Annotated in this window: 21 protein-coding genes; 6 read left to right on the top strand and 15 right to left on the bottom strand. The window is 54.8% G+C overall.

What is annotated here, in order from left to right:
• Nucleotides 1-174 precede the first annotated feature (174 nt).
• Nucleotides 175-2,106: a methyl-accepting chemotaxis protein gene (locus tag AM410_RS21705; protein WP_108648458.1), complete on the top strand. Its 1,932-nt coding sequence runs from the start codon at nt 175-177 to the stop codon at nt 2,104-2,106.
• A gap of 47 nt (nt 2,107-2,153) precedes the next feature.
• Here AM410_RS21705 and cobB read toward each other — a convergent pair whose 3' ends face one another.
• From cobB to lolC, 5 genes are read right to left on the bottom strand one after another with little or no spacing between them, the layout of a single operon-like run.
• Nucleotides 2,154-2,975, bottom strand: coding sequence for a Sir2 family NAD+-dependent deacetylase (gene cobB / locus AM410_RS21710; RefSeq protein WP_014169599.1), 822 nt, complete (start codon nt 2,973-2,975; stop codon nt 2,154-2,156).
• 14 nt (nt 2,976-2,989) lie between these two features.
• The gene (gene nagK, locus AM410_RS21715) at nt 2,990-3,901 is read right to left on the bottom strand and encodes an N-acetylglucosamine kinase (protein WP_108648460.1); all 912 of its coding nucleotides are present in this window, start codon (nt 3,899-3,901) and stop codon (nt 2,990-2,992) included.
• Nucleotides 3,902-3,955: 54 nt separating this feature from the next.
• Nucleotides 3,956-5,200 carry a lipoprotein-releasing ABC transporter permease subunit LolE gene (gene lolE, locus AM410_RS21720; RefSeq protein ID WP_014169597.1) on the bottom strand — a complete coding sequence of 415 codons (1,245 nt, stop codon included), beginning with the start codon at nt 5,198-5,200 and terminating at the stop codon, nt 3,956-3,958.
• Complete coding sequence (gene lolD / locus AM410_RS21725; RefSeq protein WP_041162538.1) at nt 5,200-5,901, bottom strand: lipoprotein-releasing ABC transporter ATP-binding protein LolD; 702 nt, start codon at nt 5,899-5,901, stop codon at nt 5,200-5,202. The genes lolE and lolD overlap by 1 nt, the downstream gene beginning before the upstream one ends.
• A complete protein-coding gene (gene lolC / locus AM410_RS21730; RefSeq protein ID WP_025204446.1) occupies nt 5,894-7,093 on the bottom strand; it encodes a lipoprotein-releasing ABC transporter permease subunit LolC in 1,200 nt (399 codons plus the stop codon). Before lolC ends, lolD begins: the two co-directional genes overlap by 8 nt.
• A gap of 256 nt (nt 7,094-7,349) precedes the next feature.
• Between lolC and AM410_RS21735 the strand changes: the two genes are divergently transcribed.
• The 3 genes from AM410_RS21735 (at nt 7,350) to ldtC (ending at nt 13,134) form a co-directional block, all read left to right on the top strand.
• Nucleotides 7,350-8,423, top strand: a complete 1,074-nt coding sequence (locus AM410_RS21735) for an acyltransferase family protein (RefSeq protein ID WP_014169594.1) — start codon at nt 7,350-7,352, stop codon at nt 8,421-8,423.
• A 148-nt stretch (nt 8,424-8,571) separates the two neighbouring features.
• Entirely contained in the window at nt 8,572-12,018 is a 3,447-nt protein-coding gene (gene mfd, locus AM410_RS21740; protein ID WP_025204447.1) for a transcription-repair coupling factor, read from the top strand.
• 150 nt (nt 12,019-12,168) lie between these two features.
• Nucleotides 12,169-13,134: a L,D-transpeptidase LdtC gene (gene ldtC / locus AM410_RS21745; RefSeq protein ID WP_108648463.1), complete on the top strand. Its 966-nt coding sequence runs from the start codon at nt 12,169-12,171 to the stop codon at nt 13,132-13,134.
• Between the two features lie 79 nt (nt 13,135-13,213).
• On the opposite strand, the gene bhsA is transcribed toward ldtC, so the two are convergent.
• Entirely contained in the window at nt 13,214-13,471 is a 258-nt protein-coding gene (gene bhsA / locus AM410_RS21750) for a multiple stress resistance protein BhsA (protein WP_013097102.1), read from the bottom strand.
• Between the two features lie 244 nt (nt 13,472-13,715).
• On the opposite strand from bhsA, the gene comR reads away from it, so the two are divergent.
• Nucleotides 13,716-14,351 (top strand): TetR family copper-responsive transcriptional repressor ComR, encoded by a 636-nt coding sequence (gene comR, locus AM410_RS21755; RefSeq protein ID WP_014169591.1) that lies wholly within the window; start codon nt 13,716-13,718, stop codon nt 14,349-14,351.
• A 60-nt stretch (nt 14,352-14,411) separates the two neighbouring features.
• Here comR and AM410_RS21760 read toward each other — a convergent pair whose 3' ends face one another.
• The 8 genes from AM410_RS21760 to hinT all read right to left on the bottom strand — a co-directional run bounded on the left by AM410_RS21760 (nt 14,412) and on the right by hinT (nt 20,499).
• A complete protein-coding gene (locus AM410_RS21760) occupies nt 14,412-14,951 on the bottom strand; it encodes a glycine zipper 2TM domain-containing protein (RefSeq protein WP_008500779.1) in 540 nt (179 codons plus the stop codon).
• Nucleotides 14,952-15,143: 192 nt separating this feature from the next.
• On the bottom strand, nt 15,144-16,448 hold the full coding sequence (locus tag AM410_RS21765; RefSeq protein WP_073395916.1) for an NAD(P)/FAD-dependent oxidoreductase: 1,305 nt from the start codon (nt 16,446-16,448) through the stop codon (nt 15,144-15,146).
• Nucleotides 16,449-16,686: 238 nt separating this feature from the next.
• Nucleotides 16,687-17,229: an alpha/beta hydrolase YcfP gene (gene ycfP, locus AM410_RS21770; protein WP_013097106.1), complete on the bottom strand. Its 543-nt coding sequence runs from the start codon at nt 17,227-17,229 to the stop codon at nt 16,687-16,689.
• A gap of 34 nt (nt 17,230-17,263) precedes the next feature.
• Nucleotides 17,264-18,289: a beta-N-acetylhexosaminidase gene (nagZ, locus tag AM410_RS21775; RefSeq protein ID WP_083599647.1), complete on the bottom strand. Its 1,026-nt coding sequence runs from the start codon at nt 18,287-18,289 to the stop codon at nt 17,264-17,266.
• Nucleotides 18,290-18,300: 11 nt separating this feature from the next.
• Nucleotides 18,301-19,125: a thiamine kinase gene (thiK, locus tag AM410_RS21780; protein ID WP_073395913.1), complete on the bottom strand. Its 825-nt coding sequence runs from the start codon at nt 19,123-19,125 to the stop codon at nt 18,301-18,303.
• Nucleotides 19,106-19,753: a penicillin-binding protein activator LpoB gene (gene lpoB, locus AM410_RS21785; protein ID WP_014169586.1), complete on the bottom strand. Its 648-nt coding sequence runs from the start codon at nt 19,751-19,753 to the stop codon at nt 19,106-19,108. The genes thiK and lpoB overlap by 20 nt, the downstream gene beginning before the upstream one ends.
• 10 nt (nt 19,754-19,763) lie before the next feature.
• Nucleotides 19,764-20,138, bottom strand: a complete 375-nt coding sequence (locus AM410_RS21790) for a YcfL family protein (RefSeq protein WP_014169585.1) — start codon at nt 20,136-20,138, stop codon at nt 19,764-19,766.
• Nucleotide 20,139: 1 nt separating this feature from the next.
• Entirely contained in the window at nt 20,140-20,499 is a 360-nt protein-coding gene (gene hinT / locus AM410_RS21795) for a purine nucleoside phosphoramidase (RefSeq protein ID WP_006809243.1), read from the bottom strand.
• A gap of 350 nt (nt 20,500-20,849) precedes the next feature.
• On the opposite strand from hinT, the gene fhuE reads away from it, so the two are divergent.
• Nucleotides 20,850-23,039 carry a ferric-rhodotorulic acid/ferric-coprogen receptor FhuE gene (gene fhuE / locus AM410_RS21800; RefSeq protein ID WP_073395911.1) on the top strand — a complete coding sequence of 730 codons (2,190 nt, stop codon included), beginning with the start codon at nt 20,850-20,852 and terminating at the stop codon, nt 23,037-23,039.
• 57 nt (nt 23,040-23,096) lie between these two features.
• Here fhuE and ptsG read toward each other — a convergent pair whose 3' ends face one another.
• A complete protein-coding gene (gene ptsG / locus AM410_RS21805) occupies nt 23,097-24,530 on the bottom strand; it encodes a PTS glucose transporter subunit IIBC (protein ID WP_014169582.1) in 1,434 nt (477 codons plus the stop codon).
• Nucleotides 24,531-24,704 lie beyond the last annotated feature (174 nt).

Consider the following 24,704-nt stretch of genomic DNA (forward strand, 5'->3'; position numbering starts at 1 on the left):
ATTATCGAACACTAATTTGATTGAATGCACAAAATAAAAGCATCCACACTAATTAACGGGAATTAGCGATCAAAAATTTAAATTAAATATACCCGGTGCTCTACAGAAACATGGCGAAATATCCGATAAGTGATCTGTGCCTGCCCGACATGCACGTCATTACGGGAGTTGAGAATGAAAGACGCCATGGTCCGAAAACAAAAAATAAGAGTCAAGACGTTGATGCTATTGTCCATTTTCCTCACCGTGACGGTGGGCTTTACGGCAACGATCGGTTTTATGATGTGGCAGTGGATGGATCAGCAAGAAGTGCTGGCTAAAAAACACATCCGCCAGATTGCTGAAGTGCAGTCGTTGCAGGTCAGTAAACAGATGGATTCCGCCCTGGCGGCCGCGCGTGACATGGGAAATAGCGCTCAGGCACTGCGCGACGCGAGCATCGCTGATCGACAGGGGCTCAACCAGCTGCTAATCCATTATCTCTCAGCGCACCCTCAGTTTCTTTCAATGTCGATGGCCTTTGAACCTGATGCCTTCGATGGCAACGATGCCACCTTTGCCGGTCAGAGCGGTGAAGATCCCGCCGGACGTTACGCCCGCTACGTTGACCGCGACGCCACAGGCAAACCGGCATTACATCTGCTGACGGACATCGAAACGCCCGGCAGCGGCGATTATTATCTGCTGCCGAAGCAACGGCAAAAAGATGTCATCATCGAACCCTATATTTATCCCTACAATGGGGTGGACGTAATGCTCACCTCGATTGCCGCCCCCATCATGCGTGAGGGGCAGTTCCTGGGGTCCGTCACGTCGGATTTCTCACTCGCCACCCTGCAATCGATGATCGGGGCGATTAAACCGTGGAACGGTACAGGCTACGCCCTGCTTCTGTCGGCGGGCAACAGCGTGGTTTCCAGCCCGGATAAACGTGCCGTAGGCAAGCCTTACACCGGAACCGTCACAGGGGATGAGGTGATACGCACAAACGATCCTCAACTGAAGGAAGAGGCATTTATCACCTGGCAGGCGATTACCATCGGCAACAGTCAGACGCCCTGGAAGCTGGCTATCGTCACCCCGGTCAGCGAAGTGATGGCCGAGGCAAGACAATTTTTACTGAAAGCCATCCTCCTGATGGTGTTAAGCATTGTGGTTGTCAGCCTGGTCATGGCGCAAATCTTTACCCGTAAAGTGGACCGCCCGGTGGGGGGCGAACCGTCAGATGCCGCCGGGATCGCGCTGGCCGTGGCCGGCGGCGACCTGAACAACGCTATCCCGGTGCGGCCCGGGGATACCAGCAGTATTTTTTACGCCCTGCACACCATGCAGATGCAGCTCAAGCGCATCGTGGGTAACATCAGCGAAGCCAGCCACTCCGTTCACGGTGGCACCAGTGAAATTTCGGCAGGCAATCTCGATCTGGCCTCACGCACCGAAGAACAGGCAGCAGCGATTGTCGAAACCGCAGCCAGCATGGAAGAGATTTCGGTCACGGTGAAAAATAACGCCGACAATGCGCACAAAGCTACCACCCTTACCGATCGCGCCGCGACCCTTGCCGGACATGGCGAGACGCTGGTCAACGATGTCGTGGTGGTGATCGGGGAAATTGACGAAAGCGCCCGTAAGATTGGAGAGATCAACAGCATTGTGGACGGTATCGCCTTCCAGACCAATATTCTGGCGCTGAATGCCGCCGTAGAAGCGGCGCGCGCGGGCGAACAGGGGCGCGGTTTTGCAGTGGTGGCGGGTGAGGTTCGCAACCTTGCCCAGCGAAGCGCCAACGCGGCAAAAGAGATCTCCCAGCTGATAGCCGAGTCTTCAGGCCGTGTCAGCAAAGGCGTTGAGCTGGTCAATGAAACCGGCGTCATGATGAAGCAGGTCATTGAGGCCGTGTCGCATGTGCATCTGGTGATTAACGATATTGTTCAGGCTCTGGATGAGCAGAATCGGGGAATTAGCCAGGTCAGTATTGCCGTCAATCAGATGGACAGCACGACCCAGCAGAACGCGTCCCTGGTACAACAGATCTCGGCAGCGGCCCTGTCTCTGGACGAGCAGGCGAAATCGCTGGAGAAAACGCTGGCGTACTTTACGCCATAAACAAAAAAAGGCACCCGCAGGACGGGTGCCTTTTCAGGCTATCGCGATTACAGCCCTTTCAGGAGCTTATCGACAAACTCCGGTACGACGGTACTGGCCAGGCCATAGTGCTTCTCTTCGAACTCACTGCCCACCTGGCTCGGCTCAAGATTCAGCTCAACCGTATGCGCGCCGTGCAGCCGCGCTTCGTGAACAAAGCCGGCCGCCGGATAGACATGGCCAGATGTGCCAATGGCGATAAAGACATCCGCCATGGCCAGTGCGCTGTAGATGTCATCCATACCAAGCGGCATTTCACCAAACCAGACCACATGCGGACGCAGGCGCGACGGAAACTGGCAGCAGTGGCACTTATCTTCAGGCAGCACGTCCTCTTTCCAGTCCAGCACCTGACCGCTCCAGGCGCAGCGAACTTTCAGCAGTTCACCGTGCATATGGATGATGTTTTTGTTACCGGCCCGTTCATGCAGATTGTCAATATTCTGCGTAACCAGTAAAAAACGATCGCCAAGCGCCTCTTCCAGCTTCGCCAGCGCCAGGTGCGCCGGGTTAGGCACAACCTCTGGCTGCTGCAGCTGACGACGGCGGGCGTTATAAAACGCCTGCACAAGATCCGGATCGCGGGCAAAGCCTTCCGGCGTCGCCACATCCTCAACACGGTGCTCTTCCCATAACCCGTCCGCAGCGCGGAAAGTACGAATACCTGACTCTGCGGAGATCCCCGCCCCGGTCAGCACCACCACTCTGGGTTTATCCATCGCTTCTGGCATCATTCTGTCTCTGAAAAAGATCCGCTGGCGCAAGCGCTCACGTAAGCGGCGTTTATTTTTGCGAAAACGGCTGAGTCGACCTAAGCGACGCGACAGCATAAAAACCTCGTAAACTAATCGGTGAGATGAAGGAATGCGGCTCCGCGCATCCCTCCTGCGTCCCCGTGTCGCGCACGTTCAATACGCGGCACGCGGGCAACCGGCAATAAATATCGGGGCAAACGCCCGGACAGCTGTTCCGTTAACGCGCTAAAGTTTGAAAGCCCTCCCCCAATCACCAGCAGATCCGGGTCGACGATGGTGAGAATATTTCCCAGACACACCGCCAGCAGATCCAGATAGCGCTCAACGTGCTCTCGCGCCTGCGCATCCCCCTGCTCCCACAAGGTAATGATTTGAGGGGCTTCAAGTTTCTGATGATAGAAGTGTTCGTAAAGCCATGCAAACCCACGTCCGGAGAGGTAGTTCTCAATACAGCCGTGCTGACCGCAACCGCAGCGGGTCAGCGGGAAGTCGCGCCCGACGACCGCCAGGGCATCAACCGGCAGGCGGATATGGCCGAACTCTCCCGTAATGTAACTGCGCCCGGTAATCGGCTTACCGTTGATGACGATCCCTCCCCCTACGCCCGTGCCGAGGATAAGCCCCATCACCAGCGGATAGCGCTGAAACTCATCGTCCCAGGCTTCGGAGAGTGCAAAACAGTTGGCATCATTATCTAAACGCACGTCGCGTTCAAGCAGAGCGGAGAGATCGGCGCGCAGCGGTTTACCGCTGGCAGCAGGAACGTTGGCCGCATACAGCGTACCATCGTCAGTTTCGGGCATTCCCGGAATACCAATGCCGACGCTGCCTTTCACGCCAAAACGTGAATCAGCTTGCGCCACCAGCGCGGCAATGGCAGTTAAAAATTCATCGTAGCTTTCGCGTGGCGTGGGAACGCGGGTTTCCCACTGCAGTTTGAGGTTTTTATCAAACACGCCCAGCGCAATTTTGGTGCCGCCAATATCAAATCCATAATACATCACGCATTCCTCTTTTTGATTTGGCGGCCTGACGACCGCTAAATCATGACGTAATTACTGGCCACTTAGTACCCTCGCCGGATCAATTCGGCTTGCGCGACGCGCCGGATACCAGCTTGCCAGCAGACTCAGTAAAAGTGCCGTTACCAGCACATAAAAAACGTCCAGCCAGTGCAATTCAGACGGCAGGAAGTCAATAAAATAGATATCACCTGACAGGAACTGGTGGCCAATAAGCGCCTCGATGCCATTGATAATTGGCGTCAGCTGCAGAGAAACCACCACGCCAATCACCACGCCACAGAGGCTCCCGAACAGTCCAGCCAGCAGACCGTACCAGACAAAGATGGCGCGAATAAGACCGTCTTTTGCCCCCAGGGTACGCAGGACGGCGATGTCGCCGCTCTTGTCTTTGACCGCCATCACCAGCGTCGAAACGATATTAAAGCACGCGACCCCAATCACCAGCACCATCGCCAGATACATAATGGCGCGGATCATCTGGATATCACGGTACATATAACCGTAAGTGCCAATCCAGCTTTTGATGTAGACATAGTTATTGGTCACGCTGCCGGCATCACGCACCAGTTTATTGGCGTTGAAGACGTCGTTGACCTTAATGGCAATCCCCGTCACGCTGTCGGCCATGTCGAGATACTGGCGCGCATCTTCCATCGGCACCATCGCAAAGCTGTGATCGAGCTGGCCGCTTAACTGAAGAATACCGGTGACGTGCAGACGTACGCGTTTAGGCTGCTGCAGCTTGTGGTCGGCACTGGCGTTCGGGATCATGATAGAGACCCAGTCGCCCTGCTTAACCTTCAGGGCCTCGGCAACGCCTTTGCCCATAATAATTTGCTGTTCACCGGCCTTAAAGTTTGCCCACGCGCCGTTTTGAACATATTTCGGCAACGCGCTGAGGCGCTCTTCCTGCACCGGGTTCACCCCTTTTACCTGAATGGCGCGCAGGTTAACGCCGCTCTCGACCAGCCCGGTAAAGTTAATGTAAGGCGCGGCCGCCACGATGCCTGGCACTTTTTCGATTTTGCTCAGGGCATCGCTCCAGTGCGTCCACGGCTGATTCACCGGTTCGATTTCACCGTGCGGGACCACCGCCAGGATGCGGTTATTCAGTTCACGCTCAAAGCCGTTCATGGCGCTAAGGCCCACGATCAGCACCGCCACTCCCAGCGCAATACCGATGGTGGAGATCACCGAGATCAGTGACACCATGCCGCCGCGACGACGTCCGCGGCTAAAACGCAACCCTATGAGTAACGATAACGGTGAAGCCATTACTCCGCCCCCATCAGGGTCAGTTCTGGGTTCAGATGACCGTCGCGCATCTCAAGCTGACGTCCCATCCGTTTTGCCAGCTGGAGATCGTGGGTTACCACCAGAAACGCGGTTCCCTGCGAGGCATTCAACTCACCCAGCAGCTGGAAAATACTGTCCGCGTTGCGGGCGTCCAGGTTACCCGTTGGCTCATCCGCCAGTACCAGGCGCGGATTGTTGACCAGCGCACGCGCAATGGCCACACGCTGGCGTTCACCGCCGGAAAGTTCAGAAGGACGATGGCTACCGCGATGCCCAAGCCCAACCGCTTTCAGCATATCGCTGGCGCGGGTGTTAATTTCTGCGGGTTTCTTTTTACCAATCAGCAGCGGCATCGCCACGTTTTCCAGCGCCGTGAAATCCGGCAGCAGGTGGTGGAACTGGTAGATAAAGCCCAGCTCGCGGTTACGCAGCTCCGCTTTTGCCGCAGATGACATTTTGCTCATCGGCTGGCCGGAGAAAATCACGTCACCGCTGGTGGGTGTATCCAGCCCACCGAGCAGGTGTAATAACGTACTTTTGCCGGAGCCGGAACTGCCCACAATCGCCATCATCTCACCTTCGCCCACGCTGAAGCTCACATTGTGCAACACGTCAGTCTGCACAGTGCCTTCCTGATAGCGTTTGGACAGGTTGTCGCATTGCAACAGGATCTTATTCATAACGTAAAGCCTCAGCGGGTTGAGTGGCGGCAGCGCGCCAGGAAGGATAAAGCGTAGAAAGCAGCGCAATGGCCATCGCAGCCAGCGCAATTCCAATCACCTGTAACGGTTCGATAGCCACGGGCAGCGCCGCACCATCAAGCAGAGCGCCGATGATCGGCATTAAATTGTTAAGCTGGCTGGCGAGCAGCGCCCCCAGCACCGCACCGAGTAGCGCACCGATAATCCCGGCACTGGCACCCTGCACCATAAATACCGCCATGATCTGGCGCGGCGTTAGCCCCTGAGTCTGCAGAATGGCGACCTCACCCTGCTTTTCCATCACCATCAACCCCAGTGAGGTGATGATGTTGAAGGCCGCGACCGCCACGATCAGGCTCAGCAGCAGCCCCATCATATTTTTTTCCATCCGCACGGCCTGGAACAGCTCGCCCTTGCGTTCACGCCAGTCCTGCCATTTGGTCCCTTCCGGCAACGTTTGCTGGCTGAGGGTATCCACTTTTAGCGGGGCGTCGAGCCACAGGCGCCAGCCGGTGATATTCCCCGCCGGATAGCGCATCAGACGTGACGCGTCCTGAATATTCACCAGCATCTGATAACCATCGACTTCACTGTTGGCGGCAAACGTGCCAACCACCGTAAACAAGCGCTGGCTTGGCAAACGTCCCATCGGCGTAAACTGACTGGCCGACGGCACCATTACGCGCAGCTGGTCGCCACGGTTGACGCCAAGCTGCCCGGCCAGTTGCTCGCCGAGGATCACGTTATATTTGCCGGCTTCCAGGTCGGTCTGCTTCACGTTCACGAGGAATGGCGTCAGCGGGTCGTTTTGCGCCGGGTCAATGCCCAGCATCACGCCGACCGCCACGCTACGGGCGCTTTGCAGCACCACATCGCCCGTGGTTAACGGCGCAACGCGCGTGACACCCTGTAACTTCGCCGCGCTTTCCGGGAGCTGTTGTGGGTTAACGGAACCGTTGGTTGAGGAGAGGATAGCCTGCGGCATCAGCCCCAGGATGTTGTTTTGCAGCTCGCGCTCAAAGCCGTTCATGACGGAGAGAACCGTCACCAGAGCCATTACGCCAAGCGTAATGCCAATAGTCGAAAGCCAGGAGACAAAGCGACCGAAGCGGTCCGCGGCGCGCCCACGCATGTAACGTAAGCCTATGAAGAGTGCGACAGGTTGGTACATGAAATCCGTCTGTTTGCTGATAGCAGACCCACGAGTATATAAGCGAATCCCTTAAGCGTAAATGACTGAAACCGTAAGCTTTGGTAATCATTTTTCTGAAAAATTCAGATAAATCAGGGTACTACTCTCTGAAACCTCCCTGTACAGCCTCCACCTTTTCCGAAAAACCTCCTGATACAGACTGTTACCCGTTACATCACGGTTTTGTTTAACAACAATTGTTCGTTCGTTTATGGCAAAAAGGTAGTCGCGAACAATGAAGCAAAAAGCATTATGGATTAACCAGATAAAAGGGCTGTGTATCTGCCTGGTGGTTATCTACCATTCAGTCATCACCTTTTATCCCCATCTCAATGGGTTACAACATCCGTTATCCGGTCTTCTCGCCAAATGTTGGGTCTATTTTAATCTCTATCTTGCTCCCTTCCGCATGCCGGTGTTTTTCTTCATTTCCGGCTATCTGATTCGACGTTACATCGATGAGGTGGACTGGCGTACCAGTCTCGATAAACGGATCTGGAGCATTGTCTGGGTACTGGCGCTGTGGGGCGTTCTGCAATGGCAGGCGCTGAGCCACCTCAACGCCTGGCTTGCTCCCGAGCGTGAACTGGCCACTTCCTCCAATGCGGCCTATGCCGATTCCCTTTCCGGGTTTGTGAAGGGAATGCTCACCGCCAGCACCAGTCTCTGGTATCTGTATGCCCTGGTGGTCTATTTCACGCTGTGTAAACTGCTGAGCCGCTGGAAGCTGCCGGTACTGGGGCTGCTGGCACTGGCGAGCGTCGCGATAAACTTCCTGCCGCTGCCGTGGTGGGGAATGAACAGCGTGGTGCGCAACATGATCTACTACAGCCTCGGCGCGTGGTATGGCGCTGAGCTGATGGCGTGGATGAAAGGGTTCAATCTGCGTCGCGCCTGGCTGGCGTTAGCCGCGTTCGCTGCCGTTTCTGTGGTGCTGTGGTTTGCTAACGTCCCGCTGCTGCTCTCCCTGCTGTCGATTGTGTTGATCATGAAGCTTTTCTACAGCATTGAGCAACGTTATGCCGTCCATCCTAATAATCTGCTTAACGTGATCGGTTCTAATACCATCGCGATTTATACCACCCATCGCATCCTGATTGAGGCCTTTAGCCTGTTCCTGATTGGTGAGATGAATGCCGCATACTGGCCGGTCTGGGCGGAGCTGACGTTGATTCTGGTCTACCCGTTTGCCAGCCTGTTGCTCTGCACCGTTGCCGGGCTTGGGGTGCGTAAGGTCTCCACCGCACTGTTTGGTGATGTGTTCTTCTCCCCGCCTTCCACGCTTTCTCCGTCATCGGCCAGCCGCTGATGCGCTTTTCGCCCCCTTTTGGGGGCGAATTTCCTCCCTGTGCGGTTCCGGTTTGATTATGTAAAACGATCGAGGATAATAAAGACATTGCGTATCAGTGATATGCCCCAATACTGTTGGTATATCCCCAAGAGACTCTGACATAGCCATGCCTGAACACTATCGATATTCCTTGCCTGTCAAAGCGGGCGATCAGCGCCAGCTGGGCGAACTTACTGGCGCGGCGTGCGCCACGCTGGTGGCAGAAATCGCTGAGCGACACCCGGGTCCGGTGGTACTGGTTGCCCCGGATATGCAAAATGCCCTGCGCCTGCATGATGAAATCCGCCAGTTCACTGACAATCTGGTGTTCAGTCTGGCCGACTGGGAAACGCTGCCCTATGACAGTTTCTCGCCGCACCAGGAGATCATCTCCTCTCGTCTGTCGACCCTGTATCAGTTACCGACGATGCAGCGCGGCGTGCTGATCGTCCCCGTAAACACCCTGATGCAGCGGGTCTGTCCGCACAGCTATCTTCATGGCCATGCGCTGGTGATGAAAAAAGGCCAGCGCCTGTCCCGGGACGCCCTGCGCGCGCAGCTCGACAGCGCCGGTTATCGCCATGTCGATCAGGTGATGGAGCACGGGGAATATGCCACGCGTGGTGCACTGCTCGATCTTTACCCGATGGGCAGCGACCAGCCGTATCGTCTGGATTTCTTCGATGATGAAATCGATAGCCTGCGCGTGTTCGACGCCGACACGCAGCGCACGCTGGAAGAAGTGGACTCCATCAATTTACTGCCCGCACATGAGTTCCCGACCGACAAAACCGCAATCGAGCTGTTCCGCAGCCAGTGGCGCGACAGATTCGACGTTAAACGCGATGCCGAACATATCTATCAGCAGGTCAGCAAAGGGACGCTGCCGGCGGGGATTGAATACTGGCAGCCGCTGTTCTTTAACGAGCCTCTGCCCGCGCTGTTCAGCTATTTCCCGGCCAATACGCTGATTGTTAACACCGGTGATATCGACGCCAGCGCCAGCCGTTTTGAGAGCGAAACTCGCGCCCGCTTTGAAAACCGGGGCGTGGACCCGATGCGTCCGCTGTTGCCACCGGAAGTGCTGTGGCTGCGCACTGATGAGCTGAACGCCGAGCTGAAACGCTGGCCGCGTATGCAGCTCAAAACCGATTCGCTCGCCGACAAGGCCGCCAATACCAACCTCGCCTTCCGCACGCTACCGGATTTATCCGTTCAGGCGCAGCAGAAGTCGCCGCTGGATAATCTGCGCAAGTTCCTCGAATCCTTTACCGGGCCGGTCGTGTTCTCCGTTGAAAGCGAAGGCCGCCGGGAAGCGCTGGGTGAACTGCTGGGGCGGATCAAAATTGCCCCGAAACGTATTTTGCGCCTGAGTGAAGCCACCGGTAATGGCCGTTATCTGATGATTGGCTCCGCCGAGCACGGGTTTGTGGATACTCTCAACAATCTGGCGCTGATTTGCGAAAGCGACCTGCTGGGGGAACGCGTGGCGCGCCGCCGTCAGGACAGCCGTCGCACCATTAATCCGGACACGCTGATCCGTAACCTCGCCGAACTGCACCCCGGCCAGCCGATTGTTCACCTCGAGCACGGAGTTGGCCGTTATCAGGGCATGACGACGCTGGAAGCCGGTGGCATCAAGGGCGAATACCTGATGCTGACCTACGCCAATGACGCCAAACTCTATGTGCCGGTCTCTTCCCTGCATCTCATCAGCCGCTATGCCGGCGGTGCAGAAGACCATGCGCCATTACATAAACTGGGCGGCGACGCCTGGGCGCGCGCGCGGCAGAAAGCCGCGGAAAAAGTGCGTGATGTGGCGGCAGAGCTGCTGGATATCTACGCCCAACGCGCGGCCAAAGAAGGCTTTGCCTTCAGGCATGATAAACAACAGTACCAGATGTTCTGCGATAGCTTCCCGTTTGAAACCACGCCGGATCAGGCCCAGGCCATTAATGCTGTGCTGAGCGACATGTGCCAGCCGCTGGCGATGGACAGGCTGGTTTGCGGCGATGTCGGCTTCGGCAAAACCGAAGTGGCGATGCGTGCCGCCTTCCTCGCGGTAGAAAACAACAAACAGGTCGCGGTGCTGGTGCCTACCACCCTGCTCGCCCAGCAGCATTTTGACAACTTCCGCGACCGTTTCGCCAACTGGCCGGTTCGTATTGAGATGCTGTCACGTTTTCGCAGTACCAAAGAGCAGACGCAGATTCTGGAACAGGCCAGCGAGGGTAAGATCGATATTCTGATCGGCACCCACAAGCTGCTGCAGAGTGATGTGAAGTGGAAAGATCTGGGGCTGTTGATCGTCGATGAAGAACACCGCTTCGGGGTCCGTCATAAAGAGCGCATTAAAGCGATGCGTGCCGACGTCGATATCCTCACCCTGACCGCCACACCGATTCCGCGAACGCTGAATATGGCGATGAGCGGCATGCGCGACCTGTCGATTATCGCCACGCCGCCGGCACGTCGTCTGGCGGTAAAAACCTTTGTTCGTGAGTACGACAACCTGGTCGTCCGCGAGGCTATTCTGCGTGAAGTACTGCGCGGGGGTCAGGTCTATTATCTCTACAACGACGTGGAAAATATCCAGAAAGCGGCGGACAGGCTGGCAGAACTGGTGCCGGAAGCGCGCATCGCTATCGGTCACGGTCAAATGCGCGAGCGCGAGCTGGAGCGGGTGATGAACGATTTCCACCACCAGCGCTTTAACGTCCTGGTGTGTACCACCATCATTGAGACCGGGATCGATATTCCGACGGCCAATACCATCATTATTGAGCGCGCGGATCACTTTGGACTGGCGCAGCTTCACCAGCTGCGTGGCCGCGTTGGCCGCTCGCACCATCAGGCCTACGCCTGGCTGCTGACCCCGCATCCGAAAGCGATGACCACCGATGCACAAAAACGTCTGGAGGCTATCGCATCGCTGGAAGATCTGGGCGCGGGCTTCGCGCTGGCGACACACGACCTTGAGATCCGCGGTGCAGGTGAACTTCTGGGCGAAGACCAGAGCGGCTCGATGGAAACCATCGGCTTCTCGCTCTATATGGAGCTGCTGGAAAATGCGGTCGATGCCCTGAAGGCCGGACGTGAGCCATCGCTGGAAGATCTGACCAGCCAGCAAACTGAGGTGGAACTGCGCATGCCTTCCCTGCTACCGGATGATTTTATTCCGGATGTGAACACGCGTCTGTCGTTCTACAAACGTATCGCCAGTGCGAAAAATGAGAACGAACTGGATGAAATTAAGGTAGAGCTGATCGATCGCTTTGGCCTGTTGCCGGATGCCGCGAGAAACCTGCTGGATATTGCGAGGCTGCGCCAGCAGGCACAGAAGCTGGGCATTCGTAAGCTCGAAGGCAATGAAAAAGGTGGCGTGATTGAATTTGCCGAGAAGAATCACGTTAATCCGATGTGGCTAATCGGTCTGCTCCAGAAACAGCCACAGCATTTCCGTCTGGATGGTCCAACGCGTCTGAAATTTACGCAGGAGCTGACGGATCGTAAAAACCGGATGGAGTGGGTTCGTCACTTTATGCGTCAGTTGGAAGAGAACGCTGTTGCATAATTCCCCCTTCCCCCCGTTGGCGCAATGCTTACGGGGGGACAATTTACAAACTCTTTGCACTTCACCTGGATTTCCCGACATACCCATTCGCCATAATTATCGTTAACGCCTTATAAAACAATAACCTTATTATTTATATGGATTATGGTGATGATGACCTCTTCGCGTTTTACCCGCTGGATAACCGTGTTTGCGCTGGCAGCAACGGTCGCTGTTGCGCTTCCTGTACGCGCAAATACCTGGCCTCTTCCCCCTGCTGGCAGCAAGGTCGTGGGCGAAAACCGTTTTCATGTGGTTGAAAATAATGGGGGATCGCTCGAAGCGATTGCCAAAAAATATAACGTAGGCTTTCTGGCTCTGCTGCAGGCTAACCCTGGCGTCGACCCCTATGTGCCACGCGCTGGCAGCGTCCTGACCATCCCGTTGCAGACTATTCTCCCGGATGTAGCGCGCGAAGGGATCGTGATAAACCTTGCCGAGCTGCGTCTTTACTATTACCCACCGGGTAAAAATGAAGTCACCGTTTATCCAATCGGTATTGGCCAACTGGGCGGCGACACGCTGACCCCAACAATGGTCACCACCGTATCGGATAAACGTGCCAACCCAACCTGGACGCCAACGGCTAATATTCGTGCTCGCTATAAAGCACAGGGAATTGATTTGCCGGCTGTGGTGCCAGCGGGTCCGGAGAATCCGATGGGTCACCACGCGATCCGTCTTGCGGCCTATGGTGGCGTTTACCTTCTGCATGGAACAAATGCGGATTTCGGTATCGGGATGCGCGTCAGTTCCGGCTGTATTCGTCTGCGCGATGATGATATCAAGACGCTCTATAGCGTGATCACGCCTGGTACCCGAGTGAATATTATTAATACGCCCATTAAGGTTTCTGAGGAGCCGGGTGGCGTAAGACTGGTTGAAATTCACCAGCCGTTATCGAAAAACATTGGCGACGATCCGCAGACACTGCCAATTAATCTGAATGCCGCGATGGTGAGCTTTAAAACGAATGCCCGCACGGATGGCATCGTGATGGAGCGTGCGATGGAGGCGCGTTCCGGGATGCCCACCGATGTCACCCGGCATCAGGATGTCACCCAGCAGTCGATGTGATCCCCAATAAAAAAAGCCCTGCTGAGCAGGGCTTTTTTACAGTGGCATCGCAGTGGCATAAATGAGGGTTTAGCCAGGCTTATTTGTAGATAACAGCGGTGCCGTGCAGGGTGTTAGGACCGGTCACTGAGGTGATGCGGAAAGATTTTGCACCCATCTCGTCAGCTTTCTGCGCCAGCTGATCTTCCAGTGAGCCCAGGTTAGTCCCGGCAGAAGCAGAGATAGTCCCGACTTTATGCTGGTCAGCAGGGGTTGATTGCACTTCAACAGCAGCGAAGCTTGCGAAAGAAAGTGAACTCAGAACAGCAGCAGCGATGAGGGTTTTTACGTTTTTCATGATTTTTACCTTTGGGCAGATGATTTGGAGGTCGTTAGCTATTTAGTTAACGATCGATAGGTAAATCATAAATGTGATCCAGCTCACGCGTCAACATCTTTTTATAACGAACATTAATTAAATTTTAAATTCGTTATTTTTCATACCCATATGATTAATTTATTTTTCTCTCATCAGTGCTGGTGGTCACCCGCGATTATTTTTATAATGATTATTCAACAAACCAACAGAGGACCAACGGCAAATGACAACCGACGTGACGAGTTGCGCGAAGAAAAGCCGTGGCCGACCAAAAGTGTTCGACAGGGATGCAGCGCTTGATAAGGCCATGACTCTCTTCTGGCAACATGGGTATGAAGCGACCTCGCTTTCCGATCTGGTGGAAGCTACCGGTGCCAAAGCACCCACACTGTATGCTGAATTCACCAATAAAGAGGGGCTGTTCAGGGCGGTGCTGGACAGATACATTTCGCGCTTTGCGGCGAAACACGAAGCCCAGCTGTTTTGTGAAGAGAAAAGCGTCGAACAGGCGCTACGGGACTATTTCACCACCGTCGCGACCTGCTTCACCAGTAAAGATACCCCTGCGGGCTGCTTTATGATTAACACCTCTGCCACCCTTGCAGCCTCCTCAAAAGAGATTGCCAACACGGTGAAATCGCGCCATGCCATGCAGGAAGAGACGCTAAGCGCGTTCCTGTCTCAGCGCCAACAACGAGGTGAAATTCCTGCGCATTGCAATCCACAGATGCTGGCGCAATACCTGAACTGTATTTTGCAGGGTATGTCGATAAGCGCTCGTGAAGGGGCTACGCTGGAAAAACTGCAAACCATTACCGCGACCACGCTAAAACTGTGGCCTGAACTGCTCAAAATCTGACGCAAAAAAAAAGCTCCTCAGCCTGAGCGCTTGAGGAGCTAAGTTCAGAGAACATCTTTTTTACACTTTGTTATTCAGTACCAGCTGACCGTTTCCATCCAGCGGAATTTGAGTGCCCGGGTCTTTATCCATACGGATCTTACCCTGCTGATCGCCAATTTTGTACGTCACGTCGTAACCCAGCATTTTCTCCGACTTGTCATAGACGGTTTTGCAGCGCTGCTGAGTCGTCGTGTACGTGTCGTTATCCTGCATAGCGCCCTGCACCTGGTTACCGGCATAGCCGCCGCCCAGCGCGCCGACCACGGTCGCCACATCTTTACCACGACCACCACCAAACTGATGGCCAATCACACCGCCGGCAACCGCACCCAGTACTGAACCGGCGATACGGTTTTCATCCTGTACCGGACGGCGATGGGTTACGGAGACGTTGCGGCACTCCTGACGAGGCGTTTTCACGGTTTCTTTAATCGGGGTAGCAGACACGACCTGTGCGTATTGTGGGCCGCGATCCAGTACGTTGAGACTGGCAACGGCAGCCACACCTAACGCAGCAGCGACGCCAATCCCTATACCCGCCAACATTGATTTATTCACGGGACTTCCTCCTTTGTTGCTATTGGTAACAATTTTGCAATGCAGGTCGCGCTTCGCCAATAAGACAAAGGATCAAAAAGTGGACGTGGAGGAGAGATATATCGTGTTTAGGAGAACTCTTAAGCACTCAATGTACGATGAGCAGCATGATATGCTAAAAATTCCCTCCGGAGGCCCCGGAGGGAGAGAATATTAGTGCAGCTTCAGGCGTGGTCGAATAACGCGGTTGATTCGTCCCACCAGCATCATCAGCCCGGTTTTGAAGTAACCGTGCAGGGCAATCTGGTGCATACGATAGAGCGAGATATAGACAAAGCGTGCAATACGCCCTTCCACCATCATAGAGCCGCGCATCAGGTTACCCATCAGGCTGCCGACGGTAGAGAAGTTCGAGAGCGATACCAGAGAACCATGGTCTTTATAGACATAGGCTTTCATCGGCTTACCTTTGTACTGCGCCAGAATATTGTGCAGTACCAGGCTTGCCATCTGGTGCGCTGCCTGAGCACGCGGAGGCACAAAACCGCCCTCCGGACGCGCGCAGGAAGCACAGTCGCCGATGGCGAAAATGTCCGGATCGAGTGTGGTTTGCAGGGTCGGCTCGGTCACCAGCTGGTTAATACGGTTCGTTTCCAGCCCGCCAATCTCTTTCATAAAATCAGGTGCTTTGATGCCAGCAGCCCAGACCATCAGGTCTGCTTTGATGTACTCGCCATCTTTGGTATGCAGGCCGCCGCCGTCCGCGCTGGTTACCATGGTTTGGGTCAGAACCCGCACGCCCAGCTTGGTCAGTTCATTATGCGCCGCACCGGAAATGCGCGGAGGCAGCGCCGGCAGGATACGTTCACCCGCTTCAACCAGCGTCACGTTCAGCGCGTCATTGGTTAAGCCTTTATAGCCGTAGCTGTGCAGCTGTTTCACCGCGTTGTGCAGCTCAGCAGAAAGCTCGACGCCCGTCGCACCCCCACCAACAATCGCGATATTAACCTTCCCGTTCGCACCCATATTGCTGGTGTACTTCAGGAACAGGTTCAGCATTTCCTGGTGGAAACGACGTGCCTGATGTGGGTTATCGAGGAAGATACAGTGCTCTTTTACACCTGGTGTGTTGAAGTCATTGGAGGTACTGCCCAGCGCCATGACCAGCGTGTCATACGGCAGTTTGCGCTCAGGAACCAGCAGTTCCCCTTTTTCATCGCGCAGCTCTGCCAGGGTAATGGTTTTGCTCTCACGATTGATATCCACCACGGAGCCCAGCTGGAACTGGAAATGGTGATTGCGCGCATGTGCCAGATAGCTCAGCGCGTCCACGCCCTCATCCAGTGAACCGGTCGCCACTTCGTGCAACAGCGGTTTCCACAGATGGCTGTGGTTACGATCCACCAGCGTAATTTTGGCTTTTTTGCCGCGACCGAGCTTCTTGCCTAACTGTGTAGCCAGCTCCAGCCCGCCAGCACCACCGCCGACAATCACTATCTTTTTCAATGGCGTAGTCAACGTGACCCCCTCAAATTATTAACCAATTGTTAATTAAAAGTTATAAAAATAACCCTTAATTAACAACAGGTTACAGCACTGAAACCATTCAGGTGCATTGAGAATATCACGTCAGGCGCATTGGTCATACCAAAATTGATATGCATCAAGTTTTGATGGCTTAAAAGTAGACAATTCTGGACAAAAAGAAAGCCCGGCGCGCTTTCGCGGCCGGGCCTGGCAGGACGTACGCAGTGGCTTAGCCCAGGGTTTTGAAGGCTTTAATCCGCTGCAAATGCGGGGAGATGTTCTTGAATTTGTGGGTCTGTTCTTCATCCCAGACAATTTCATAGTAATGATGCAGCAGCTCAGCCGCCCGGTGGCTGTTAAGGGCTTCATCATTACGCGACAAGATCACCAGACAACGGTCGCGGTTTTTCTCCCGAAAATTACTGACGCACTTGGTGGCAATATCGACATACTCTTCAGGGCGGTCAATTTTGCCTTCCATGTTCTCATTCGGGAAAAGATTAGGATTGAACACCACCTGGCGGATATCGCACAGGAATCCAATCCGCTCTGCCCAGTAGCCACCTAATCCCACGCCACAAATCAGCGGACGGTCATCGATGTTGAGCTGCAACATCTTGTCCACCTCTTTGAGCAGGTGCTGCATGTCATGCTTTGGATGGCGTGTGCTGTAACTGATCAGCCGGACATCCGGATCGATAAACTGCAGCTGCAGGACCTTCTCATGATTACCAGGACTGTTTGAGTCAAAACCGTGTAAATAGATGATCATTGTCTTCTCACCACGCTACGCCTTCCGGGAGGATTTACAGGCTGGCTTTATGTGCCTGCCAGCGTTCATTCAGGGCTTCAAGCTGCGCGTTGACCGTCTTCCAGCGCGCCGAGTCCATCAGCTCCTGACGGCTAAATGAACCTTTATGATACAATTGTGTAACACGCTGTGCATTGATCGGCGACAGGTTATCCAGCACGCTGACGGCACCTTTACGATTATTGCAGACGAGGATCATATCGCAACCTGCGTCCAGCGACGCCTGACCGCGCTCCGCGTAGCTGCCCATAATCGCCGCCCCTTCCATCGACAAATCGTCTGAGAAAATCACGCCATTAAACCCCAGCTCCTGACGCAAAACGGTTTTCAGCCAGTGCGCGGACCCGCTTGCAGGACGCGGGTCGACGTCGCTGTAAATCACGTGCGCTGGCATGATAGCGTCCAGCTTGTTATCGGTAATCAGGGAGCGGAAAACCGACATATCTTTGGCACGAATGTCAGCTTCCGGACGCGGATCGCGCGGCGTCTCTTTGTGCGAGTCGGCGGTCACCGCACCGTGTCCCGGGAAATGTTTCCCGGTGGTTTTCATTCCCGCGTCGTGCATACCGTCAATGAAACAGCTCGCTATCGCCAGCGCAATACGCGGATCTTCATGGTATGAGCGTTCGCCAATGGCGGCGCTGATATGCCCCACGTCCAGAACCGGCGCAAAACTGATGTCGATATCCATGGCAATTATCTCGCTGGCCATCAGCCAGCCAGCCTCTTGCGCCAGTTTGCCACCCTCTTCCGTGCCCAGTAATGCCGCAAAAGATTGGGCGGCAGGCAGGCGAGTAAAGCCTTCGCGGAAACGCTGTACGCGTCCGCCTTCCTGATCGACGGCCACCACCAGATGATTGCGCGATGCAGCACGGATCTGGCGCACCAGTTCTCGCAGCTGCGCTGGATCGTGATAGTTGCGGGTGAACAGGATCAAGCCTCCCACCAGCGGGTGCGCCAGTATTTCACGCTCCTCCGCATCCAGTTCAAACCCTTCTACATCCAACATGACTGGACCCACACCAACCTCTCTTATCCTTTAGTTTGTAACTGACGCCAGGCATCATCTGCCAGCGCAATAAATTGTTTGTCTCGGGATTGCTGAAAGCGCATTTCAAACCAGCCAGCCATCAGCATGATGACCCACGGTCGCCAGCGCCTCACCTGACGCCCCAGGATACCGACATTCATGTGCGCTACCCGGGCGTAGTTGGTGATGAGCCGCTGCCGCGCAGCATCATCTTCCGACCAGACTGCCGCCAGCTCCAGCGCCACGTCTCCGTCACCGGCATACTCCCAGTCGATAAGCCTCGCACCGAGGGACGTATGAACAATATTTCCGGCATGAACATCCATATGCAGCGGCGAGAGCCGAAGCGGCTGCGGTTCGCCCGTTTTACGCAGCCGTTTTAGCTGTGCCAGCCAGAATGGGGTTCGCCTGTCGGCTGAAGCCTGCTGCCAGTATTGTTCAAGCAACGGCAGCAGCGTCACCCGCCACCCCAGACGCGGTTGCCGGTGCAGATGACAGAGCATAGCCGCAAGCACTGCCGTTTCCGGTAGCGTGTTGCCGATCTCCCCTGCCAGATACTCCACGGCCATCCAGCCCTGGCGGTAAAAACGGGGCTTTGGCACCAGATCCGCCGGAAGGCGTTTCAGTGCCCGAAACTGACGGCGGAAATGGGATGATGACGCTGAGGGATCGTGATTCTGCCGCAATACCAGACGTTGCTCGCCCTGCTCTATAATGCAACTCGCGCCGCCAAGCCCGGAAGGGGCCTGCGGCGCGATAAGGCGATACTGTGGAAAATAACGCGTCAGGATCTCTTCATGCGTCCTGTCAGAGTTGCGTAACGGCACCTTTACCTGACCAGATAATCTCGCCTGTCTGAACCAGCATCAGCTGCATCTGCAGGGCTGGCGTGTTCACATTACCGGTGGCACTGGAGTAAAGCACATACTGCGCACCGACGTTACGGGCAATCCCAATCGCCTTGCTGCGTGAACCGAGGCTGTCCTGCGGTGACAGGCCCAACTGCTGCTTGGCTACCGCGAGCTGCTGTGCCGAGACCAGCGTAAACTTACCGTTATTAGCCAGGGCATTGCGCAGGGTTTCTGTCGCTTCGCCCGCGTTCAGCGAACCGTTGGTACGGTTATTCACGCTATCAACCAGCAATACGCTGCCCGCGGTCACACCCTGAGCCTGCAGCATTTTGCCGACCATCGGTTGCATCGCACCGTTCCAGTCGTAATGGCGAACGCGCGGCGCAGGCTGCGATGTCTGATCCGGATGTTCAATTGGACCAGGCTGCGACGGAATAGACGGCACAGTCGGTACGGTTGGCGGCGGCTGCGTTGGCTGTGTCGGCTGCTCGGTACCCGGTTTGGCCTCTTCCACAGGCGCAGGTTCTTCAGTTCGGGTCACACACCCTGCGAGGAACAGAGCGAAAGCAGTCACGAGCGCATAACGGCTCAAATTTTTAATCAAGGTTCACCCCTTACAAATAAAGATAAAGTCTCACCTTATGTGCACCCAGATAGTTGGCGCTGCCATAGAGCGTTACCGACGATCTTGCCGGAATAGTGACGCTGCGCGGCGCTTCCAGCGGATGCATTTCAAGACCTCGTACGTCATACCAGAAAAAACGGTAGTGCACCGTCACTGGTTCTTGTCTTTCATTAAAGAGCGTAGAGGAAGCAGAAGAGTTGATTTCACTGATCGACAACGCAGGTTGTTGCGCCGTGATGCCCGCAGCAAGTACGGAGGATTCCATCACCAGCGTCTGTTCATCGCTGACGGGGATCGCCGGACGCGTGCTGCACCCTACGATCAACATCGTCATTACCAGCGCTGCAATACGCCCTTTAAGCATGTCAAAGACCTTTATGTGCCAGCATCGGCCCCAGAGGACGTCCACCCAGCAGATGCATGTGAATATGATAAACTTCCTGACCACCGTGGCGATTACAGTTCATGATGAGACGGTAACCGTCTTCAGCAATCCCTTCCTGCTCAGCAATTTTTGCGGCCACTGTCAGCATACGACCTAACGCTACTTCATGCTCGGTTTTTACGTCGTTTACGGTCGGAATCAGAATATTAGGAATAATAAGGATATGTGTCGGAGCCTGAGGAGAAATGTCCCGGAAAGCCGTCACCAGCTCATCCTGATAAACGATATCCGAAGGGATTTCGCGGCGGATAATTTTACTAAAAATCGTTTCTTCAGCCATGACCTTTTCCTTTTTTGTTTAATCTGGCGTAGTGCGCCGCCATTAACACATTCTCAGTATTACTGTGTGACACAACACAAGAGTATGAGCGAGATTCTCCTGTCCTTTCAACCTTCTCCACCAATTTCTTTCCTGAATGTCCTCCAGCTGCCTGGAGAGTGAGCGCTGACGCGTCGCGATCGCCTGAAACATTATTTCAGTTCCTTTTGACACATCTGTTTACACCGTTAATCTCAATGCGTATATTTCGCATTTGCATTTTCATGCGCATTTTCAACATAGAAAACGACATTAGCCCGCACACGCGGGACTGATGCAGACCACCTTCACCATTCATTAAGGGTTTGATGATGTCTTTCATTACTCATACCAGGGATGGGCAACGCCAGCCTGTCGCAACACCTTCGTTGCTGGCAGCCTGTATTGCTATGGCATTGATGCCAACCGTCAGTTTTGCCGCCTCCACGACCGAAGATACGGTAGTTGTGGAGGGTGGCTTTGATAACGCACAGGATCCCTCCAGCGGACAGGATCAGGACTACAGCGTAAAAACCACCACCACCGGGACCAAACTGTTACTTGTTCCCCGCGATATCCCCCAGTCCGTCAGCGTGATTAGCCAGCAGCGCATGGCAGATCAGAACCTGCAGTCAGTTGGCCAGGTGTTAACCAACACCACCGGCGTAACGGCCCAGGTACAGGACAGCGACCGCACCGTATTTTACTCGCGCGGATTTTTCGTCAGTAACTATGCGTTCGATGACCTGCCGACCTCCATCAGCGAAGTATGGAACTTCGGCGACACCGCCGCCGACACCGCCATTTATGACCGTATAGAGGTGGTTCGCGGCGCTACCGGGCTGATGTCCGGCACCGGTAACCCATCCGCCTACGTCAATATGGTGCGCAAGCACGCAGACAGTAACGTATTCAAAGGGAACGTCTCCGCCAGCTACGGCAGCTGGGACAAGCAGCGCTATGTGCTGGATTTACAGGCCCCGCTGGTAGAGTCTGGCAATGTGCGCGGTCGTCTGATCACCGGTTACCAGGACAACGACAGCGCTGTGGATAACTACCACTACCGTAAAAAATTCCTCTATGGCGTGGTGGATGCCGACGTCACCGACAGCACAACCCTCTCCGTAGGCTATGAATACCAGGAAAGTCACACCGCCGATCCCACCTGGGGCGGGCTGCCAACCTGGTATAGCGACGGAAGCAAAACCCATTACAACCGCAGCCAGACCGTTGCGCCTGACTGGGCTTACTCGGATAAAGACAACACCCGTATCTTTGCCAACCTGACCCAACGTTTTGACAACGGCTGGGAAGCGCACATCAACGGCATGCATGCGGAAACCCATTTCGACAGCAAACTGATGTATATGTCAGGCTATCCGGATAAAGAGACCGGGGTGGGCATGGTCGGCTACGGCGGCTGGAACCGCGGTGAACGGAAGCAGGATGCCATCGACGCCTTCCTGCGTGGCGATTTCAGCCTTTTTGGTCGTCAGCATGAGATGATGTTTGGCGGGAGCTTCAGCCGCCAGCGTAACCATTACGATAACAGCATGCCGGATGCGTTATACGGTATGGTGGATGTGGGTAATTTTAAAAACTGGAATGGCAAAATCGCCGACCCGCAGTGGACACCGTGGAAGCTCTATAGCCAGGACGACATTCGCCAGTCATCGGCGTATACCTCGGCCCGATTCTCGCTGGCCGACCCGCTGCACCTGATCCTTGGCGCGCGTTACACCAACTATAACATTCGTTACAACCCGGCAGGCTCCCCGGATACCCGTCTGGAAAGTTCCAAAGATGACGTAACGCCTTATGCAGGACTGGTTTATGACATCAATGAAGACTGGTCGACCTATGTCAGCTACACCTCTATTTTCCAGCCACAGGACAAGCGTGACGCGAGCGGCCGTTACCTCGACCCTACGACCGGGAAAAGCTACGAAGCGGGGGTGAAAGCGGACTGGTTCAACACCCGCCTGACCACCTCACTGGCCGTTTTCCGTATTGAACAGGATAACGTGGCGAGCAATACCTACACCTATATGCCGAGCGGTGAATCTATTTATGAATCACTGGATGGCGTGGTCAGCAAAGGGATTGAATTTGAGCTAAACGGTGCACTGACCGACAACTGGCAGTTAACCTTCGGGGCGACACGGTTTATTGCAGAAGATAAGCGCGGGAATGCCATCAGTTCCGATCAGCCACGCACGACCATGAAGCTGTTTACCCGTTATCAATTGCCTATGCTGCCGGAACTGGCGGTGGGCGGCGGGGTGAACTGGCAGAATAAAGTGTGGACGGATGTAGAGGGTGGCCCGGCAGGCCAGTCCCGTGCAGAACAGGGCAGCTATGCGCTGGTGAATCTCTTCAGCCGTTATCAGGTCACCAGGGACCTGGCCTTGCAGGCCAACGTTAACAACCTGTTTGATAAAAAATACTACGACTACGTCGGGTCATACGTTGTCTATGGCGCGCCGCTGAACGTCTCCGTCAGCGCGAATTACTCTTTTTAAGTTTCTACCCATAAAAAAGGCAGCCATTCGGCTGCCTTAGTCTCCCCAGGTCACAGCTTAGCTGTTGCGGATGTACTCATCCATTTCGGTTTTCAGGTTATCGGATTTAGTCCCGAAGATTGCCTGAACGCCCGAACCAGCAACAACAACCCCTGCTGCACCCAGTTTTTTCAGACCCGGCTGGTCTACTTTCGCGACGTCGGCAACGCTAACACGCAGACGAGTAATGCACGCGTCCAGGTTAGTGATGTTCTCTTTCCCGCCGAATGCGGCAACCAGAGCCGGAGCCATTTCGCTTGTCGCGGTGGCTTTGCTGTCTTCTGACGCATCTTCACGACCTGGTGTTTTCAGGTCCAGTGCTTTGATCAGCACGCGGAAGATGGTGTAGTAAACAACGGCATAGCACGCACCAACGATTGGGAACAGCCACAGTTTGCTGCTGTTACCGGACAGAACGATGAAGTCGATCAGGCCGTGAGAGAAGGACGTACCGTCACGCATACCCAGCAGGATACAGATTGGGAACGCCAGACCCGCCAGAACCGCGTGAATGATGTACAGGATCGGCGCAACGAACATGAAGGAGAACTCGATCGGCTCGGTGATACCGGTCAGGAACGAGGTCAACGCTGCGGAGATCATGATACCGCCCACTTTTGCACGGTTCTCTGGTTTAGCAGAGTGCCAGATAGCAATTGCCGCTGCCGGCAGACCGTACATTTTGAACAGGAAGCCACCAGACAGTTTACCTGCAGTTGGGTCACCCGCCATGTAACGTGGGATATCACCGTGGAATACCTGACCTGCTGCGTTGGTGAATTCACCAATCTGCATCTGGAATGGAACGTTCCAGATGTGGTGCAGACCAAATGGTACCAGGCAACGCTCGATGAAGCCGTAGATACCAAACGCCACAACCGGGTTCTGATAAGCAGCCCACTGAGAGAAGGTCTGGATAGCGGAACCGATTGGTGGCCAGATGAAGGACAGGATCACGCCAGTGAAAATCGCTGCCAGACCAGAAATAATCGGAACAAAACGCTTGCCCGCGAAGAAGCCCAGATACTCAGGCAGCTTGATGCGATAGAAGCGGTTGAACATGTACGCTGCAATCGCACCGGAGATGATACCGCCCAGAACACCGGTGTCTGCCAGGTGTTTCGCAGCGATCTCTTCTGCCGGTAAATGCAGAACCAGTGGCGCAACCACTGCCATGGTTTTCACCATGATGCCGTAGGCAACAACTGCAGCCAGCGCAGAAACGCCGTCGTTATTGGTGAAGCCCAGCGCCACACCTATAGCGAAGATCAGAGGCATGTTAGCAAAGACGGAACCGCCTGCTTCGGCCATCACGTGGGAAACTACGGCTGGCAGCCAGCTGAAGTTAGCAGAACCGACACCCAGCAGGATACCTGCGATAGGCAGTACGGATACTGGCAGCATCAGCGATTTACCGACCTTTTGCAGGTTAGCAAATGCATTCTTAAACATAATTGAGAGTGCTCCTGAGTATTTGTGCTTTTTTTACGCTTTCACGCATTGGCCCGGGGGGAGTACCGTGCCGTGGACAGGACATCTAAGCGCCCTTTATTTATTACACAGAGTAAAATAATTCCCTCTGAGTTTGTTTGACGGCTATCACGTTTCAGCTTAAGACGGTCGAAA

It is taken from the genome of Enterobacter cloacae complex sp. FDA-CDC-AR_0164 (assembly GCF_003071645.1).
GTDB classification, from domain to species: Bacteria; Pseudomonadota; Gammaproteobacteria; order Enterobacterales; family Enterobacteriaceae; genus Enterobacter; species Enterobacter ludwigii.

Coding starts and splice junctions, on each gene's coding strand:
- AM410_RS21790 (WP_014169585.1), bottom strand. CDS start 20,138: ATGCTTAAAGGGCGTATTGCAGCGCTGGTAATGACGATGTTGATCGTA.
- lolC (WP_025204446.1), bottom strand. CDS start 7,093: ATGTACCAACCTGTCGCACTCTTCATAGGCTTACGTTACATGCGTGGG.
- mfd (WP_025204447.1), top strand. CDS start 8,572: ATGCCTGAACACTATCGATATTCCTTGCCTGTCAAAGCGGGCGATCAG.
- lolE (WP_014169597.1), bottom strand. CDS start 5,200: ATGGCTTCACCGTTATCGTTACTCATAGGGTTGCGTTTTAGCCGCGGA.
- ptsG (WP_014169582.1), bottom strand. CDS start 24,530: ATGTTTAAGAATGCATTTGCTAACCTGCAAAAGGTCGGTAAATCGCTG.
- fhuE (WP_073395911.1), top strand. CDS start 20,850: ATGTCTTTCATTACTCATACCAGGGATGGGCAACGCCAGCCTGTCGCA.
- bhsA (WP_013097102.1), bottom strand. CDS start 13,471: ATGAAAAACGTAAAAACCCTCATCGCTGCTGCTGTTCTGAGTTCACTT.
- AM410_RS21705 (WP_108648458.1), top strand. CDS start 175: ATGAAAGACGCCATGGTCCGAAAACAAAAAATAAGAGTCAAGACGTTG.
- ldtC (WP_108648463.1), top strand. CDS start 12,169: ATGATGACCTCTTCGCGTTTTACCCGCTGGATAACCGTGTTTGCGCTG.
- lolD (WP_041162538.1), bottom strand. CDS start 5,901: ATGAATAAGATCCTGTTGCAATGCGACAACCTGTCCAAACGCTATCAG.
- cobB (WP_014169599.1), bottom strand. CDS start 2,975: ATGCTGTCGCGTCGCTTAGGTCGACTCAGCCGTTTTCGCAAAAATAAA.
- nagK (WP_108648460.1), bottom strand. CDS start 3,901: ATGTATTATGGATTTGATATTGGCGGCACCAAAATTGCGCTGGGCGTG.
- ycfP (WP_013097106.1), bottom strand. CDS start 17,229: ATGATCATCTATTTACACGGTTTTGACTCAAACAGTCCTGGTAATCAT.
- hinT (WP_006809243.1), bottom strand. CDS start 20,499: ATGGCTGAAGAAACGATTTTTAGTAAAATTATCCGCCGCGAAATCCCT.
- AM410_RS21735 (WP_014169594.1), top strand. CDS start 7,350: ATGAAGCAAAAAGCATTATGGATTAACCAGATAAAAGGGCTGTGTATC.
- comR (WP_014169591.1), top strand. CDS start 13,716: ATGACAACCGACGTGACGAGTTGCGCGAAGAAAAGCCGTGGCCGACCA.